Source organism: Bradyrhizobium sp. CCBAU 65884, from assembly GCF_028128835.1.
GTDB lineage: Bacteria > Pseudomonadota > Alphaproteobacteria > Rhizobiales > Xanthobacteraceae > Bradyrhizobium > Bradyrhizobium ottawaense.
On the sequence record NZ_LBJU01000091.1, the window covers coordinates 35955 to 52324 of the forward strand.

Annotated in this window: 14 protein-coding genes; 3 read left to right on the top strand and 11 right to left on the bottom strand. The window is 65.1% G+C overall.

The window, feature by feature from the left end; translation table 11 throughout:
• Nucleotides 1-41 precede the first annotated feature (41 nt).
• The 6 genes from XI03_RS06900 to XI03_RS06925 form a co-directional block, all read right to left on the bottom strand.
• Entirely contained in the window at nt 42-1688 is a 1647-nt protein-coding gene (locus XI03_RS06900; RefSeq protein WP_271591691.1) for an adenylate/guanylate cyclase domain-containing protein, read from the bottom strand.
• Between the two features lie 162 nt (nt 1689-1850).
• On the bottom strand, nt 1851-2258 hold the full coding sequence (locus tag XI03_RS06905; protein WP_091964925.1) for a F0F1 ATP synthase subunit epsilon: 408 nt from the start codon (nt 2256-2258) through the stop codon (nt 1851-1853).
• Nucleotides 2259-2345: 87 nt separating this feature from the next.
• Nucleotides 2346-3788: a F0F1 ATP synthase subunit beta gene (gene atpD / locus XI03_RS06910; protein WP_095425476.1), complete on the bottom strand. Its 1443-nt coding sequence runs from the start codon at nt 3786-3788 to the stop codon at nt 2346-2348.
• A 52-nt stretch (nt 3789-3840) separates the two neighbouring features.
• Nucleotides 3841-4716: a F0F1 ATP synthase subunit gamma gene (locus tag XI03_RS06915; protein WP_095425477.1), complete on the bottom strand. Its 876-nt coding sequence runs from the start codon at nt 4714-4716 to the stop codon at nt 3841-3843.
• 179 nt (nt 4717-4895) lie between these two features.
• The gene (gene atpA / locus XI03_RS06920; protein ID WP_028139207.1) at nt 4896-6425 is read right to left on the bottom strand and encodes a F0F1 ATP synthase subunit alpha; all 1530 of its coding nucleotides are present in this window, start codon (nt 6423-6425) and stop codon (nt 4896-4898) included.
• Nucleotides 6425-6985: a F0F1 ATP synthase subunit delta gene (locus XI03_RS06925; RefSeq protein WP_018318859.1), complete on the bottom strand. Its 561-nt coding sequence runs from the start codon at nt 6983-6985 to the stop codon at nt 6425-6427. Before XI03_RS06925 ends, atpA begins: the two co-directional genes overlap by 1 nt.
• 684 nt (nt 6986-7669) lie before the next feature.
• Here XI03_RS06925 and XI03_RS06930 point away from each other — a divergent pair.
• A complete protein-coding gene (locus XI03_RS06930) occupies nt 7670-8170 on the top strand; it encodes a septal ring lytic transglycosylase RlpA family protein (protein ID WP_028139209.1) in 501 nt (166 codons plus the stop codon).
• A gap of 283 nt (nt 8171-8453) precedes the next feature.
• Here XI03_RS06930 and XI03_RS06935 read toward each other — a convergent pair whose 3' ends face one another.
• The gene (locus XI03_RS06935; protein ID WP_271591692.1) at nt 8454-10664 is read right to left on the bottom strand and encodes a primosomal protein N'; all 2211 of its coding nucleotides are present in this window, start codon (nt 10662-10664) and stop codon (nt 8454-8456) included.
• Between the two features lie 111 nt (nt 10665-10775).
• Here XI03_RS06935 and XI03_RS06940 point away from each other — a divergent pair, with 111 nt between their 5' ends.
• A complete protein-coding gene (locus tag XI03_RS06940; RefSeq protein WP_095425480.1) occupies nt 10776-11741 on the top strand; it encodes a tyrosine recombinase XerC in 966 nt (321 codons plus the stop codon).
• A 100-nt stretch (nt 11742-11841) separates the two neighbouring features.
• A complete protein-coding gene (locus XI03_RS06945) occupies nt 11842-12432 on the top strand; it encodes a DUF4337 domain-containing protein (protein WP_028139212.1) in 591 nt (196 codons plus the stop codon).
• Nucleotides 12433-12642: 210 nt separating this feature from the next.
• Here the strand turns inward: XI03_RS06945 and XI03_RS06950 are convergent, their stop codons facing one another.
• The 4 genes from XI03_RS06950 to odhB all read right to left on the bottom strand — a co-directional run.
• The gene (locus XI03_RS06950) at nt 12643-13173 is read right to left on the bottom strand and encodes a hypothetical protein (RefSeq protein ID WP_028139213.1); all 531 of its coding nucleotides are present in this window, start codon (nt 13171-13173) and stop codon (nt 12643-12645) included.
• A gap of 34 nt (nt 13174-13207) precedes the next feature.
• A complete protein-coding gene (gene lpdA / locus XI03_RS06955) occupies nt 13208-14608 on the bottom strand; it encodes a dihydrolipoyl dehydrogenase (RefSeq protein WP_271591693.1) in 1401 nt (466 codons plus the stop codon).
• Between the two features lie 57 nt (nt 14609-14665).
• Complete coding sequence (locus XI03_RS06960) at nt 14666-15415, bottom strand: SDR family oxidoreductase (protein ID WP_028139215.1); 750 nt, start codon at nt 15413-15415, stop codon at nt 14666-14668.
• Between the two features lie 64 nt (nt 15416-15479).
• On the bottom strand, nt 15480-16370 hold an 891-nt coding region (gene odhB, locus XI03_RS06965; RefSeq protein ID WP_271591694.1), incomplete at its 5' end, for a 2-oxoglutarate dehydrogenase complex dihydrolipoyllysine-residue succinyltransferase.

Consider the following 16370-nt stretch of genomic DNA (forward strand, 5'->3'; position numbering starts at 1 on the left):
ATCTCGCGCCCGGCAACGATCGGGCTCAATCAAAGCACGCGCTAATTGATCGGCCCCACCGTGAACGGGCCGAGCGCGATGACGTGGCAGTCGCTGTCGCGCTTGGCGCAGTCGGCGAGTGCGGAGGTGACGGCGGCCTGCTCGTCGGCGGCCTTGAGGCCGAGGCCTGGCCGGCCCGCGGTGCCGACCGCGACCGCGTTCCAGCCCATACCGTCACCGAGCTTGCGCACGACCTCGCCGCGCGCATCCGCCATGATCGAGGCGTTGGAGGCGGCATTGAAGAAGCCGGTGATCCTGAACAGCGTCGGGATCGGAACGACGAAATTGTCGTCGATTGCGACCACGAGGCACGCCACGCCGGCAATCGCGCCGCACGATTCCAGCGAACGGCGCGCTGCATCTTCGGCGGATGAGGCGCCGAGCACCATGAAATATTGTCCGCCGGGGCCGAGCGCGACCGAGCGGGATTTCGCCGCCGGCACGAACATGTTCTCGAGCCGGACCTTTTGCGGTTCGCGCACCATCGGAAAATCCTTCGATGCGAAGCGCCGCTCGGTCATGGCGTCATGCCTGAAATAGGGAGACAGCGGCATCGGCGGCTTGCCGTGCGTGTAGACGACGTTGTTGCCGACCGCATAGAGCTCGCAGCGCCGCGGCGATTGCGCGGCATCGGCGCGCTTCTGGCACTGCTCGAGCGCGGTGTTGCGCGCGGCCTCCTCGTTCGGCTGATTCAGGGCCGAGCCGCTGAAGCCGCCGACATTGAGCGCGAAGGCCTTGTAGTCGCCGGCGGTGGAATAGTCTCCGGCAAGAAAGGTGCGGACGCGCTCGTTGATGAAGGGCACGCTGTCGGCCGCAAACTTGCCCGCTATCGGCGCGGCCGAGGGTGACGGCGCAGGCATCGGCGCCATCGCAGCGCCAGCATTCTGCGGCGCCATCGGCGACATCGGCGCCTTGGCGAGCTGCGTCGGCGCGGAGCTCGGCTCCGCGCTTGGTGCTGCGGCCGGCGTCGCCGCGACATTCGCCGTCTGCTTGAGCTTGGTGTTGTAGAGGAAGCCGGTGACGCCGATGGCGACGATCGAGACGATTGCGACCACCAGCGGCCACATCCACACCGGCGCCGTGGCGAGCTTTGAGCCCGCCTTCTTCAGCTGCGGCTTGGTATAGCTGCCGTCCTCGCGCCGCATCGCCACCATGTAGGCATGCACCGGCGTCGGGATGTTCTTGACCTCCTGCGCGCCGATATCGGCGAACTGCACCGAGAGCTTGTTGGCGACCTGCTCATGCACTGCGCGCGAGACGCAGATGCCGCCGACCTCGGCGAGACCCTCCAGCCGCGCCGCGATGTTGACGCCGTCGCCGAGCAGATCGCCGTTGCGCTCGACCACGTCGCCGATGGTGATGCCGATGCGGAACGACATCTGCCGGCTCGGCGGATAGGCCATGTTGCGGGTCCGCAGGGATTCCTGGATGTCGATCGCGCAACGCACCGCATCGACCGCGCTCGGGAATTCCGCGAGCACGGCATCGCCCGCCGTATTGAAGATGCGCCCGCCGGCCCTCGCGATGAAATCGTCGACGACTTCGCGATAGGAGGCCAGACGCCGCAGCGTCTCCTCCTCGTCTTCCGCGACCAGTCTCGAGTAGCCGGCAATATCGGCCGCGAAAATCGCTGCGATCTTGCGTTTCATCCGCCACCGGCCCCCGGACCAAATTCGCACCTGCAGAATGCCGTTATCGGCGGCGGGGTGCAACAAAGTTTCAGCGCCCGCCACGGGTGTGACGAGCGCTGCACTTGGTCAGGGAATGTCTTGCAGGATTCTCGTTCGAGCCCCGGAGCGGTGCCCCGGGGCTTAGTGCATAGCCGTGGAGTTGAGCTGCTGCTGGATGCTCTTGAAGTGGTCGAGCCGCTCGATCGCCTGATCGAGCTCGCCGCCTTCATGCTCCTTCAGCCCCTCTTCCATCTCCGAGATGGTCGCGGCGAACTGGGCGCGGTCGAGCTCGGCCAGCGACGTCGCGACATCGGCGAGCACGGTCAGGCCCTTTTCGGAGACTTCGGCGAGACCGCCGAGCACGATGACCTTCTCATGGCGGCCGCCGGTGGTGATGGTGAGGATGCCCGGACGGATCGCGGCCACGACCGGCGCATGCCCTGCCAGCACGCCGAAATCACCCTCGACGCCGGGGATGTCGACCTGATCGACCTCGCCCGAGAAGGCGAGCTTTTCCGGAGAGACGAGATCGAAGTGGAAGGTGGCCATAACAAACCTGCGAATGGTGAGTAGCGAATGGCGATTGCTTGAAACAGGGAGCAGCTATTCGCCACTCCCTATTCGCTATTCGCCAGCTTAGGCGGCTTCCGCCGCCAGCTTCTTGCCCTTCTCGACGGCTTCTTCGATCGTGCCGACCATGTAGAAGGCGGCTTCGGGCAGGTGGTCGTACTTGCCTTCCACCAGGCCCTTGAAGCCCTTGATGGTGTCGGCGAGCTCGACGAACTTGCCCGGCGATCCCGTGAAGATTTCGGCGACGTGGAACGGCTGCGACATGAAGCGCTCGACCTTGCGGGCGCGCGCCACCGTCAGCTTGTCCTCTTCCGAAAGCTCGTCCATGCCGAGAATGGCGATGATGTCCTGGAGCGCCTTGTAGCGCTGCAGCACCTGCTGGACCTGACGGGCAACCGCGTAGTGCTCCTCGCCGACGACCAGCGGGGAGAGCATGCGCGAGGTCGAGTCCAGCGGGTCCACCGCGGGATAGATGCCCTTTTCGGCGATCGAGCGCGACAGCGTGGTGGTCGCGTCAAGATGCGCGAACGAGGTCGCGGGCGCCGGGTCGGTCAAGTCGTCGGCCGGAACGTAGATGGCCTGCACCGAGGTGATCGAACCCTTCTGCGTGGTGGTGATGCGCTCCTGCAGCGCGCCCATGTCGGTGGCGAGCGTCGGCTGATAACCCACCGCCGAAGGAATGCGGCCGAGCAGCGCCGACACTTCCGAGCCGGCCTGGGTGAAGCGGAAGATGTTGTCGACGAAGAACAGCACGTCCTGGCCCTTGTCGCGGAAGTCTTCCGCGATGGTGAGACCCGTGAGCGCGACGCGGGCGCGGGCGCCGGGCGGCTCGTTCATCTGACCGAACACCAGCGCGCACTTCGACTTCACGCTCGGATCCGGATTCTTCGGATCGGCGTTGACCTTGGATTCGATGAACTCGTGATAGAGGTCGTTGCCCTCGCGGGTACGCTCGCCGACGCCGGCGAACACGGAGTAACCGCCGTGCGCCTTCGCGACGTTGTTGATCAGCTCCTGAATCAGCACGGTCTTGCCGACGCCGGCGCCGCCGAACAGGCCGATCTTGCCGCCCTTCGCATACGGAGCCAGGAGATCGACGACCTTGATGCCGGTGACCAGAATTTCAGCTTCGGTCGACTGGTCGGTATAGCTCGGCGCGTCCTGATGGATGGGGCGCAGGCTTTCGGCGTTGACCGGGCCGGCTTCGTCGATCGGCTCGCCGATGACGTTGATGATGCGGCCGAGCGTGCCTTCGCCGACGGGAACGCGGATCGGCTGGCCGGTGTCGGTCACTTCCTGGCCGCGCACCAGACCTTCGGTCACGTCCATCGCGATCGTGCGGACGGTGGACTCACCGAGATGCTGCGCAACTTCCAGCACGAGGCGGATGTTGCCGTTCTTGGTTTCCAGCGAATTGAGAATGGCCGGGAGGTGGCCCTCGAACTGAACGTCGACGACGGCGCCCATGACCTGGGTGACGCGACCGACCGGGTTAGCTGCTGTAGCCATGAAGCTCTCCTTCGAAATTCTTTACTTGAACGACCGTCGTTGAGTTCGTGCGTCAGACCGCCTCGGCGCCGGAGATGATCTCGATCAGCTCCTTGGTGATCTGGGCTTGACGGGTTCGGTTGTAGATCTGGGTTTGCTTGCGGATCATTTCGCCGGCGTTGCGGGTGGCGTTGTCCATCGAGCTCATCTGCGCGCCGTAGAACGAAGCGGTGTTCTCCAGCAGCGCGCGGAAGATCTGCACCGCGATGTTGCGCGGCAGCAGGCCCGAAAGGAGTTCGTCCTCCTCCGGCTCATATTCGTAGGACGTCGTCGGCGCATTCGCCGCCTTTTCTTCCACGACCAGCGGAATGATCTGCTGCGCGGTCGGGATCTGGGCGATCACCGACTTGAACTGCGCGTAGAACAGCGTGCAGACGTCGAACTCGCCATTCTCGAAACGGGCCAGCACCTTCCTGGCAATGTCCTCGGCGTTGACGAAACCGAGCTGACGAACGCTGCGCAGGTCGAGATGTTCGACGATCTGCTTGTCGAACTGGCGGCGGAGCTGCTCATAGCCCTTGCGGCCGACACAGAAGAATTTGACTTCCTTGCCCTGCGCCATCAGCGCCTGGGCACGATCGCGCGCGAGACGCACGATCGAGGAGTTGAAGGCACCGGACAGGCCGCGCTCGCCGGTGCAGACCAGCAGCAGGTGAACCTGGTCCTTGCCGGTGCCGGCAAGCAGCGCCGGCGCGCCGGGCGAACCGGCGGCAGCGCTGGCGATGTTGGAGATCACCGCGCTCATCTTGTCGGCATAGGGGCGCGCAGCTTCGGCCGCCTGTTGGGCGCGGCGCAACCTGGACGCAGCGACCATCTGCATGGCCTTGGTGATCTTTTGCGTCGCCTTGGTGGAGGCGATGCGCACGCGCATGTCTTTAAGTGACGCCATTCTTCGTTCACCCCGGCGGTTCGATCTCTTGGATCAAGGCCGCTAGCCTATCCCAGTCGTCATGCCCGGGCTCGTCCCGGGCATCCACGTGCCGTCTCACACGTCGCTAGACGTGGATGGCCGGGACTTCAATTGCGAAGACGCGCTTCGCGCTTTAGCCCGGCCGCGACGGTTCTTTCTTACGCGAAGCTCTTCGCAAAACCTTCGACAACCGACTTCAGCTTGGCAGCCACGTCGTCGGAGAGGTCGCGGGTATCGCGGATCGAATTGAGGATCTCGACGTTCTTGCCGCGCAGCAGCGACAGCAGGCCGTCCTCGAACGCGCGCACCTTGTTGACCGGGAGCGGATCGAGATAGCCGTTGGTGCCGGCCCAGATCACGCAGACCTGCTCTTCCATCTTCAGCGGCGCGAACTGCGGCTGCTTCAGGAGCTCGGTCAGGCGCGAGCCGCGGTTCAGCAGGCGCTGGGTCGAGGCGTCCAAGTCGGAGCCGAACTGCGCGAAAGCCGCCATTTCGCGGTACTGCGCCAGCTCGCCCTTGATCTTGCCGGCGACCTTCTTGGTGGCCTTGGTCTGCGCCGAGGAGCCGACGCGCGACACCGACAGACCGACGTTCACCGCGGGACGGATGCCCTGGAAGAACAGGTCGGTTTCCAGGAAGATCTGGCCGTCGGTGATCGAGATGACGTTGGTCGGAATGTAGGCCGACACGTCGTTGGCCTGGGTTTCGATGACCGGCAGTGCGGTCAGCGAGCCCGAGCCGTGATCCTTGCTGAGCTTGGCCGCGCGCTCAAGCAGGCGGGAATGCAGATAGAACACGTCGCCCGGATAGGCTTCGCGGCCCGGCGGGCGGCGCAGCAGCAGCGACATCTGGCGGTAGGCGACGGCCTGCTTGGACAGATCGTCATAGATGATGACCGCGTGCATGCCGTTGTCGCGGAAGAACTCGCCCATGGTGCAGGCCGTGAACGGCGCGATGTACTGCATCGGCGCCGGATCCGACGCGGTGGCGGCGACGACGATCGAATATTCGAGCGCGCCCTGCTCTTCCAGCACCTTCACGAACTGGGCAACCGTCGAGCGCTTCTGGCCGACCGCGACGTAGACGCAGTACAGCTTGATGTTCTCGTCGGGCTGCGCGTTGAGCGGCTTCTGGTTCAGGATGGTGTCGAGCGCGATCGCGGTCTTGCCGGTCTGACGGTCGCCGATGATCAGTTCGCGCTGGCCGCGGCCGATCGGGATCAGGGCGTCGATCGCCTTGAGGCCGGTCGCCATCGGCTCGCTCACCGACTTGCGCGGAATGATGCCGGGCGCCTTGACGTCGACGCGCATGCGCTTGTCGGCCTGGATCGGGCCCTTGCCGTCGATCGGATTGCCGAGCGCGTCAACGACGCGGCCGAGCAGGCCTTTGCCGACCGGCGCGTCCACGATGGCGCGGGTGCGCTTGACGGTCTGGCCTTCCTTGATCTCACGGTCGCCGCCGAAGATCACGACGCCGACGTTGTCGGTTTCGAGGTTCAGCGCCATGCCGCGGGTGCCGTTCTCGAACTCGACCATTTCGCCGGCCTGGACGTTGTCCAGACCGTAGACGCGAGCGATACCGTCGCCGACGGACAGCACCTGTCCGACTTCGGAGACTTCAGCTTCCTGGCCGAAATTCTTGATCTGGTCCTTGAGGATCGCGGAAATTTCCGCGGCGCGGATGTCCATCAGCCTGCCTCTTTCATCGCGTGCTTGATCGAATTGAGTTTGGTGCGAAGCGAACTATCGATCATGCGGCTGCCGAGCTTGACGACGAGGCCACCGATGATCGAGGGATCGACATTCACGTTGAGCGCGACGTCCTTGCCGGTCACCGACTTCAGGGCAACCTTGAGGGCGTCGAGATTCTTGTCCGAAAGCGTTTCCGCCACGGTGACGTCGGCCGTCACCTCGCCCTTGAACCTGGCGACCAGGGCCCGGTAGGCGCGAATGACGTCGACCACCGCGAACAGGCGGCGATTGGCGGTCAGGACTTTCAGGAAATTGGCGGAGATGCCGGCGATGCCGGCCTTGGCCAGCACGGCCGACAGCGCCTTGGACTGGGCATCGGCTGCGAAAACCGGGCTGCGGACGAGGCGCTTCAGATCGGCGCTCTCGTTCAGCATGGCCTCGAATTTCTCGAGATCGGCTTTGACCTCGTCGACCACTTTCTGGTCGCGGGCCAGTTCAAACAAGGCCGTTGCATAACGGCCGGACACACCTGAAACGGACGTATCTTCTGCAGCCACAGACGCGCTCTTTTTGCTGTCAAACTCGCAAGGGAAAAACCGTCGCCACAAAGCGGCGCCAAGCGATCCAAGCCCTTGGAATTCAAGCGGGACTTCGATTTCCGGCCGACACGGGACGTGCCGGATCCGTTAAAATCGCGGCTTTGCTAACATAGCAGGCGCGCAGGTGCAACATGACGCCAAATTAAAGGCACGAGGTTCTGTCGCCAGTTCGTCGCACGCTGGATGCATCGATCACTACCCGATCCGACGACCACTATCAGGGACTTGAGCAGGGACATGGTGACGAGGTGCCCGTCACGGAATTGTCGCGGGGGTTCTGCCGTGTCTCGCCTTGTTGGTTCCTGCTCTCAGCGCATAGCGGCCATGAACACGGATCGCTGAGGCGTGATTCCCGCCTCGCCGGCTCCACTCGCCGAATACTTACCCAATTCTAAATGCTCAAGGTGATGACTTCGTTTTTACAGTATTTCGAAGTATTAAGTGAATTAACAAATCGTTAAAGGCGAAGATTACGGAACATCCGCTGAATATCTCGTCGCGGTAACAAGATGTTTCATGACGACACAGAATGGATTACTGCCCAATTCACGCCTCATTAGGAATCGAAACGCCAACCCGCTCACAAACTGATGGGGGCTCCACTAGCCACATGTGTGGCAATACTAGCTTAGGGACCACTAAATGCTGTCTTTGAAGACGCTGGGCTTTGTGACCCGGCCACGCACGGCGATTGCTTTCGTAGCCGCAACTCTCCTCATCGGTGGAACTGCCACCGAAGCTTCCGCCAAATCCCGGCATCACCGGCATCATCATCACCGCCACCACGCTCAGACCGATACCAACGCGACCTCCGATTGGCGCAACGCCAATGCGTCGATGACGCCGACCTCGGGCACGGGCCACAGCTTCTCCGGCGTGGCCTCCTTTTACGGCAACGAGTCCGGCAGCCGCACGGCCTCGGGCCAGCGCTTCAACCAGAACGCCCTGACCGCGGCGCACCGCTCGCTGCCGTTCGGCACCAAGCTGCGCGTCACCCACCGCGGCCAGAGCGTTGTCGTCACCATCAATGACCGCGGCCCGTTCATTCGCGGCCGGGTTCTCGACCTCTCCACGGGCGCTGCCCGCGCCATCGGCCTCACCGGCGCCGGCGTCGGCCGCGTCACCGCGGAAGTCGTCTCCTAAGGCGCAACAAAGCGTCTCATCGAGCGCGCGCAGTTTTCATCAGTTTGATGCGCGCATGAAACAAGCCCGCGGTCTTGGGGGACCGCGGGCTTTTTTATTGGTTTATTGGCTCGTCATCGCCGCTCGTGTCCCGGACAAGCTGCAACGCGTGAGCGTTGCGGCGCAGAGCCGGGACCCAGAGCAACACGGTGCAGCATGGCGCCATGGGCCCCGGCTCAGCAGCGCAGCGCTGAAGGGCGCTGCACTGCGTCCGGGGCACGAGAGGGGAGAGAGCGGTGGCCCGCTATAAGAAGCTCTGCGGATCGACGTCGACTTCGAGCTTCTGATTGCCCGTCGGCTTCGGGCAGACGGCGAGCCAATCGCGCAAATAGTCCGACAGATCGAAACCGCGCGCCGATTTCACCAGGATGCGGAAGCGGTAGCGGCCCTTGATCACGGCGAGCGGCGCTTCCGCAGGTCCCAGCACCACCACGCGCTCGTCGCGCGGGGCGAGCGCGACGAGGCGGCGGCCGAGACCCTCGGCGCTCGGGCGGTCGCCGGCGGAGATGATCAGGCTGGCGAGCCGGCCGAACGGCGGATACAGCGTGCGCTCGCGCAGATCGATCTCGCTGTCGTAAAAGGCCTCGCGGTCGCAGGCGATCAGCGCCTTCATCACGGGATGATCGGGCTGGTGGGTCTGGAGATAGCCGACGCCGCGGCCCTGCTCGCGCCCGGCGCGGCCGATCACCTGGTTGAGCAATTGCCAGGTGCGTTCCGCCGCACGCGGATCGCCGTTGGAAAGACCAAGATCCGCATCGACCACGCCGACCAGATTGAGCCGCGGGAAATTGTGGCCCTTGGCCACGAGCTGCGTGCCGATGATGATGTCGACGCGGCCCTCCGCGATCTCGGCAAGCTCCGAGCGCATCGTCTCGATCGAGGTGATGAGATCGCTCGACAGCACCATGGTGCGCGCCTGCGGAAACAGCGCCGCCGCCTCCTCCTGCAGGCGCTCGACGCCCGGGCCGACCGCGACCAGCGATTCCTCGGCCGAGCAATTCGGGCAGAGATGCGGACGCGGCATCGAGAAGCCGCAATGATGGCAGACCAGGCGCTGACGGAAACGGTGATCGACCAGCCAGGCATCGCAGATGGTGCAGGCGAAGCGATGGCCGCAGCCGCGGCACAGGGTCAGCGGCGCATAGCCGCGGCGATTGAGGAACAGCAGCGCCTGCTCGCGTTTCTCGATCGCTTTTCTGATCTCCCCGGCGAGCCGCGGCGAGATGAAGCGGCCGCGCGCCGGCGGCTCGCGGCGCATGTCGATGGCCTCGATATGCGGCATGTGCTGGCCACCGAAGCGCGAGGGCAGCGCGATGCGCTGATAGCGGTTCTTGCGCGCATTGACCTCGGACTCGACCGACGGCGTCGCCGAGGCCAGCACGACCGGGATCTTGGCGATATGCGCCCGCACCACCGCCATGTCGCGGGCGTGATAATGCACGCCCTCGTCCTGCTTGTAGGCCTGGTCGTGCTCTTCATCGACGACGATCAGGCCGAGCTTGGCGTAGGGCAGAAACAGCGCCGAGCGCGCGCCGACCACGACCGGCGCGCTGCCTCCAGAGATCGCCGCCCAGTTCCGCGCGCGCGTGCGCGGCGTCAGCTCCGAATGCCATTCGATCGGCCGCACGCCAAAGCGTTGCGCGAAGCGATCGAGGAACTGGCCGGTGAGCGCGATCTCCGGCATCAGGATCAGCGATTGCCTGCCGCGGCGGATGGCTTCCGCGATCGCCTCGAAATAGACCTCGGTCTTGCCGGAGCCGGTGACGCCGTCGAGCAATGCGACGTGGAAGGTGCCGTTGGCCGCGAGCGCGCGCATCGTGTCGACCGCCGCGCGCTGCAGCGGGGTAAAGTCCGGCCGGCCGAAATCCGGATCGGGCACGGGCGGCGGCGGAGGCGGCGGCATCGGCTCGACCGTGAGCGTGCCCTCGTCGACGAGCCCGTCGATCACGCCTGAGGAGACGCCGGCTTCCTTGGCGGCTTCGGACTTGCCGTGCAGCAGCCGGTCCGACAGCACCTCGATCACGCGCTGGCGCGCCGGCGTCAGCCTTTTCGGCGGATCGCCGACCAGGCGCACGCCGGGGCGCACCCGCTCGGGGCCGAGATTCTCGCCCATCCGCAGGCACATGCGCAGCACCATGCCGCGCGGGCTCAGCGTGTAATTGGCGACCCAGTCGACCACGGACCGCAGCTCGGGCTTGAGCGGCGGGATATCGAGCTTCTCGTTGACCTCCTTGAGACGGTTGTGCAGGCGCGGATCGGGATTGGCGTTCTCTCCCCAGACCACGGCCAGCACCTCGCGCGGCCCGAGCGGCACGGCGACGAGATCGCCCGCCTTCAGCTCCATCCCGCGCGGCACCTTGTAGGAATAGGTCTGGTCGAGCGCGACCGGCACCAGCACGTCGACCATGCCGGTCGCGTTGGTGGGGGCGGTGGTGCTGCGCGAGGTGTGATCCATGAACGAAGAATCGGAACCGGGGGCCTCAAGGCTAGCGCCCTGAGGCGGCCTTAGCGAACGATAAACGGGTGTGATGCGATATACTGGGTGGAATCACCACGTCCAGTGCGCATGAGCAAAGCCGTCACCCCACAAATCGAGCTCGCCAGCGCCGATCCCTCGATCGCGCAGGAGATGACGCGCTGGCTGTCGCATCTCGGCGCCGAGCGGCGGTTGTCGCCGAAGACGCTGGAAGCCTATGGCCGCGACTTGCGGCAGTGCCTGGATTTCCTCTGCAGCCACTGGGGGGAACGCGTGACGCTCGAGCGCTTCGCCGCGCTGGAAGCCACCGACGTCCGCGCCTTCATGGCAATGCGCCGCGCCGACGACATTGCCGGCCGCAGCTTGATGCGCGCGCTGGCAGGCCTGCGCTCTTTCGGCCGCTTCCTCGAGCGCGAGGGCAAGGGCAAGGTCGGCGCACTCTCGGCGATCCGTGCGCCGAAGGTGGCCAAGACCTTGCCGAAGCCGCTGCCGATGGCATCGGCCAAGCGCCTTGCCGATGCCGACGAGCGGGCCGGCGAGGATCGCGAGACCTGGATTTTGGCACGCGACGCCGCGGTGATGGCGCTCTTGTACGGCTCCGGCCTGCGCATCTCCGAAGCGCTCGGCCTGAAGCGCCGCGAGGTGCCGCGTCCCGGCGAGGGCGACGTGCTGATCGTGACCGGCAAAGGCAACAAGACCCGCATGGTGCCGGTGCTGCAGAACGTGCTCGAGCTCGTGCAGGAATACGTCGCGATGTGCCCGTATCCGCTGCCCGCCGAGGGCCCCATCTTCGTCGGCGCGCGCGGCGGGCCCTTGAGCCCACGCATCATCCAGCTCGCGATGGAGCGGCTGCGCGGCGCACTCGGCCTGCCCGACAGCGCGACGCCGCACGCGCTCCGGCATTCCTTCGCCACGCATCTGTTGTCACGCGGCGGGGACTTACGCGCCATCCAGGAATTGCTCGGCCATTCCTCGCTCTCGACCACGCAGATCTATACCGGAATCGATTCCGAGCGACTGCTGGAAGTCTATGCCAGCGCGCATCCAAGGCGCTGAACGCCACTGATTCCTGACATGAAGCTGTCACAGCGAGCGTGCCTCTTGCGCTCGCCGCGCGGTTCGGTCAATCGTTGCGGAACCGAGGCAGGAGAGACTGATGAGCGCACATGAAAGCATGGAGCATGCCGAGCACGCCGAACACGCGTCCGGCTCGAACAAGAAGATCGCGCTCCTGATCGCCGTGCTGGCGCTGTTCCTGGCGATCTCGGAGACGCTCGGCAAGGGCGCCCAGACCGAATCCATCAGCAAGAACGTCGAGGGCGCCAATCTCTGGGCGTTCTTCCAGGCCAAGAGCATCCGCCGTACCGTGGTGGTGACCGCGGCCGAGCAGGGCAAGCTGACGCTGGCCGGCACCACCGACGACGCCATGAAGGCGACGGTGCAGAAGCAGATCGACGACTGGACCAAGACCGCGCAGCGCTACCGCTCCGAGCCCGAGACCGGCGAAGGCACCGAGCAGCTCGCCGAGAAGGCCAAGCATGCCGAGCACGAGCGCGACGAGGCGACCGCGAAATACCATCACTTCGAGCTGGCGTCGGCCGCCTTCCAGATCGGCATCGTGCTGGCCTCGGCCACCATCATCACCGGCATGTTCGCGCTGGCCTATGTCGCCGGCATCCTGACGCTCGGCGGCCTGCTCATGACCGCGCTCGGCCTGTGGTGGCCGCATCTGGTGCATTTGCATTAGTTGGCGCAGCAGCGTCGCACCAACTCCGTCATCCTGAGGTGCGAGGAGCGCAGTGCATCAGCACTGCGCCCGGAGCCTCGAAGGATGAACGGCCGAGATGCAGCCGGGCCGTCGCCCTTCCAGGGCGGCCGCTGAAGAAGCGGCCACCTCCAGCGACAACCGCTTCGCGGTTGCGCGGGGGTGACGGTGAGAGACTGAATGTGCGGGCAGCTACCGCGCCTGGTGCACGCTCTTCCTGAAACGCTGGATCACACGCAGCGTGCGTGACGACCAGCCCTCGCCGTTGCCGGCGATCAGCTCGCGGATACGGCGCTTGATCGGGTCGACCAGCTCGGCGGCCTTGGCGCGGACCTTCATCACCAGATCGTAGATCCGCTCGAACCAGTGCATCTCCAAAAGCTTGTCGCGCGTCACGTCGAACACGAAGGCGGTGACGCCGACGCCGAGCAGCTTCGCGAAAACGATCGTGAAGACCGCACTGGTCCAGTATTCATGCGTGAGCAGCCACAGGCCGACCAGCTTGAGCGGAAACAGCGGGACGATGGGGACCGCGAACACGATCAGCGTCATGGCCGGCGACAGCGCATCGACGCGCTCCGTCAGCCATTGCTTGAAACGTGCGAGCGGGACGGCTGCGACAACCCGCGCAACGATCGGCTCGAGATGGTCCCACAGCCAAGCTTCGATCAGGAAGACGATCGCAAGCAGGACCCAGACCGGTTGAAGAAGGCGGCGCAGCATGTGTTTCCCGCCCGATTCGGCGCTGGGCGCTCGGTTACATATGGATGGCCCGCTTGCCGACTGCAAGCGCGGCTTCCTTGATGGCCTCCGAGCGGGTCGGATGCGCGTGGCAGGTGCGCGCGAGATCTTCCGCACTGCCGCCAAACTCCATGAGAACACAGGCCTCATGGATCATTTCGCCGGCTTCGCGGCCGATAATGTGCACGCCGAGCACGCGATCGGTCTTCGCATCTGCGAGAATCTTCACAAAGCCGTCAGTGGTCTGGTTGACCTTGGAGCGGCCGTTGGCGGTAAAGGGAAATTTCCCGACGGTATAAGCCACGCCCGCCTGCTTCAGTTCCTCCTCGGTCTTGCCGACGGAGGACACTTCCGGCGTGGTATACACGACGCCTGGGATCACATCGTAATTCACGTGGCCGGCCTGGCCGGCGATGATCTCGGCCACCGCCACGCCTTCATCCTCGGCCTTGTGCGCGAGCATCGGGCCTGCGACGACGTCGCCGATGGCATAGACGCCCTTCAGGCTGGTGGCGAAGTGCGGATCGATCTGTACGCGGCCGCGATTGTCGAGCGCGACGCCGGCCTCCTTCAGGCCGAGCGCGTCGGTGTAGGGCACGCGGCCGATACAGACCAGAACGACGTCGGCTTCCAGCGTCTCGGCGGCGCCGCCGGCGGCGGGCTCGATGGTCGCCTTCAGCGTCTTGCCTGAGCTGTCGACCGCGGTGACCTTGGCGCCGAGCTTGAACGCAAAGCCCTGCTTTTCCAGGATGCGCTGGAATTGCTTGGCGATCTCGCCGTCCATGCCGGGCAGGATGCGATCCAGGAATTCGACGACGACGACTTCGGCGCCGAGACGGTGCCAGACCGAGCCGAGCTCGAGGCCGATCACGCCGGCGCCGACGATCAAGAGCTTGCCGGGCACCTTGTCGAGCGACAGCGCGCCGGTCGAGGACACGATGCGCTTCTCGTCGATCTCGATGCCCTTGAGGCGCGCGATGTCCGAACCGGTCGCGATCACGATGCTCTTCGTTTCGATCGTCTGCGACTTGCCGTCGGCGGAGACTTCCACCTTGCCGGTCCCCAAGATCTTGCCGGTGCCCTTGAGCACGTCGATCTTGTTCTTCTTCATCAGGAACTCAACGCCCTTGACGTTGCCGTCGATGCCCTGCTGCTTGAAGTTCATCATCGCGGGAAGATCGAGCTTCGGCGAGGAGACCGACACGCCCATCTTGGCGAAGGAGTGCCCGGCTTCCTCGAACATCTCGGACGCGTGCAGCAGCGCCTTCGACGGCATGCAGCCGACATTGAGGCAGGTGCCGCCGAGGGTTGCGTTCTTTTCGACCACGGCGACTTTCATGCCGAGCTGGGCTGCGCGCACCGCGCAGACATAACCGCCCGGTCCGGTGCCGATGACGACGAGATCGTAGGTAGCCATGAGAGAAAGTCCCGTAAGGTTAGGCGTGATGAGGATGTGTCAGCGTCCGCCGGTGCGTCAGCGTCCGCCGGACACATCGAGAATGGCTGAGGTGACATAGGAAGCCTCGTCCGACATCAGCCAGACGATGGCATTGGCGATTTCATCCGATGTGCCGACGCGCTTCATCGGCACCAGATGGGCCAGACGATGGGCGCGATCGGGCTCGCCGCCGGCGGCGTGGATTTCGGTGTCGATCAGGCCGGGGCGGATCGCGGCGACGCGGATGCCTTCGGCTGCGACTTCATGGCCAAGACCGATGGTGAAGGAATCCACCGCGCCCTTGGACGCGGCGTAATCGACATAGGTGTTGGGCGAGCCGAGCTTGGCGGCGACCGACGACAAATTGACGATGACGCCGCCGTTGCCGCCGTGCTTGGTCGACATCCGCTTCACCGCCTCGCGCGCGCAGAGGATCGACCCGGTGACGTTGACCGCCATGACGCGCTGGATGCGCTCGGCCGACATCTCGTCGACCCGCACGCCGCTCTGGCCGACGATGCCGCCATTGTTGACGAGCGCCCCTAACGTGCCGAACTTGTCGGCCGCCTTGAACAGCGCGAGGATGTCGCTTTCCTCGGCCACATCGCATTTCACCGCGATCGCCTTGCCATTGCTGGCCTCGATCAGCGCGACCACCTCGTCGGCGGCCTTCTTGTTGCTGGCGTAACCGACCACGACACGAAAGCCGCGCGCGGCCGCCGCAATCGCAGTCGCCCGCCCGATGCCGCGGCTGCCGCCGGTGATGACAACGACTTTATCCGTCACGCGCGCCTCCATGGTTCGACACGCGCCGTCGCGAATGGCGACGGCGCTCGCAGAGCATCAGGGATCAGAGATCGAGCACCAGGCGCGCCGGATCTTCCAGGCTCTCCTTGACGCGAACCAGGAAGGTGACGGCTTCCTTGCCGTCGATCACGCGGTGATCATAGGACAGTGCCAGATACATCATCGGGCGGACCTCGATCTTGCCGCCGACGACCATCGGCCGCTCCTGGATCTTGTGCATGCCGAGGATGCCGGACTGCGGCGCGTTCAGGATCGGGGTCGACATCAGCGAGCCGTAGATGCCGCCATTGGTGATGGTGAAGGTGCCGCCCTGCATCTCGTCGATCTTGAGCTGGCCGTCACGGGCGCGGCGGCCGAAATCGGCGATGCCCTTCTCGATGTCGGCAATTGACTTGTGGTCGCAGTCGCGCACTACGGGCACGACGAGGCCCTTGTCGGTGCCGACGGCGACGCCGATGTGGTAGTAGTTCTTGTAGATCAAATCCGTGCCGTCGATCTCGGCGTTGACGGCCGGGATGTCCTTCAGCGCCTGCACGACGGCCTTGGTGAAGAAGCCCATGAACCCGAGCTTGGAGCCGTGCTTCTTCTCGAATGCATCCTTGTAGTGGGCACGCAGCGCCATCACGTTGGTCATGTCGACCTCGTTGAAGGTCGTCAGCATGGCCGCGGTGTTCTGCACGTCCTTGAGGCGGCGCGCGATGGTCTGGCGCAGGCGGGTCATCTTGACGCGCTCTTCGCGGGCGGCGTCGTCGGCCGGTGACGGGCTGCGCACCTGCACCGCGGCGGCGGGCTGGTTGACCGGGGTCGGCGCGGAGGCCGCACGCTCGATCGCGGCGAGCATGTCGCCCTTGGTGACGCGGCCGTCCTTGCCGGAGCCCGGAACGGTGGAGGCATCGACGCCGGTCTCAGCCGAGAGCTTGCGCACGGACGGGGC

Bases quoted from the DNA above. Each gene is read 5' to 3' on its own strand.
- XI03_RS06900 (WP_271591691.1), bottom strand. From the start codon at position 1,688: ATGAAACGCAAGATCGCAGCGATTTTCGCGGCCGATATTGCCGGCTAC.
- XI03_RS06905 (WP_091964925.1), bottom strand. From the start codon at position 2,258: ATGGCCACCTTCCACTTCGATCTCGTCTCTCCGGAAAAGCTCGCCTTC.
- atpD (WP_095425476.1), bottom strand. From the start codon at position 3,788: ATGGCTACAGCAGCTAACCCGGTCGGTCGCGTCACCCAGGTCATGGGC.
- XI03_RS06915 (WP_095425477.1), bottom strand. From the start codon at position 4,716: ATGGCGTCACTTAAAGACATGCGCGTGCGCATCGCCTCCACCAAGGCG.
- atpA (WP_028139207.1), bottom strand. From the start codon at position 6,425: ATGGACATCCGCGCCGCGGAAATTTCCGCGATCCTCAAGGACCAGATC.
- XI03_RS06930 (WP_028139209.1), top strand. From the start codon at position 7,670: ATGCTGTCTTTGAAGACGCTGGGCTTTGTGACCCGGCCACGCACGGCG.
- XI03_RS06935 (WP_271591692.1), bottom strand. From the start codon at position 10,664: ATGGATCACACCTCGCGCAGCACCACCGCCCCCACCAACGCGACCGGC.
- XI03_RS06940 (WP_095425480.1), top strand. From the start codon at position 10,776: ATGAGCAAAGCCGTCACCCCACAAATCGAGCTCGCCAGCGCCGATCCC.
- XI03_RS06945 (WP_028139212.1), top strand. From the start codon at position 11,842: ATGAGCGCACATGAAAGCATGGAGCATGCCGAGCACGCCGAACACGCG.
- XI03_RS06950 (WP_028139213.1), bottom strand. From the start codon at position 13,173: ATGCTGCGCCGCCTTCTTCAACCGGTCTGGGTCCTGCTTGCGATCGTC.
- lpdA (WP_271591693.1), bottom strand. From the start codon at position 14,608: ATGGCTACCTACGATCTCGTCGTCATCGGCACCGGACCGGGCGGTTAT.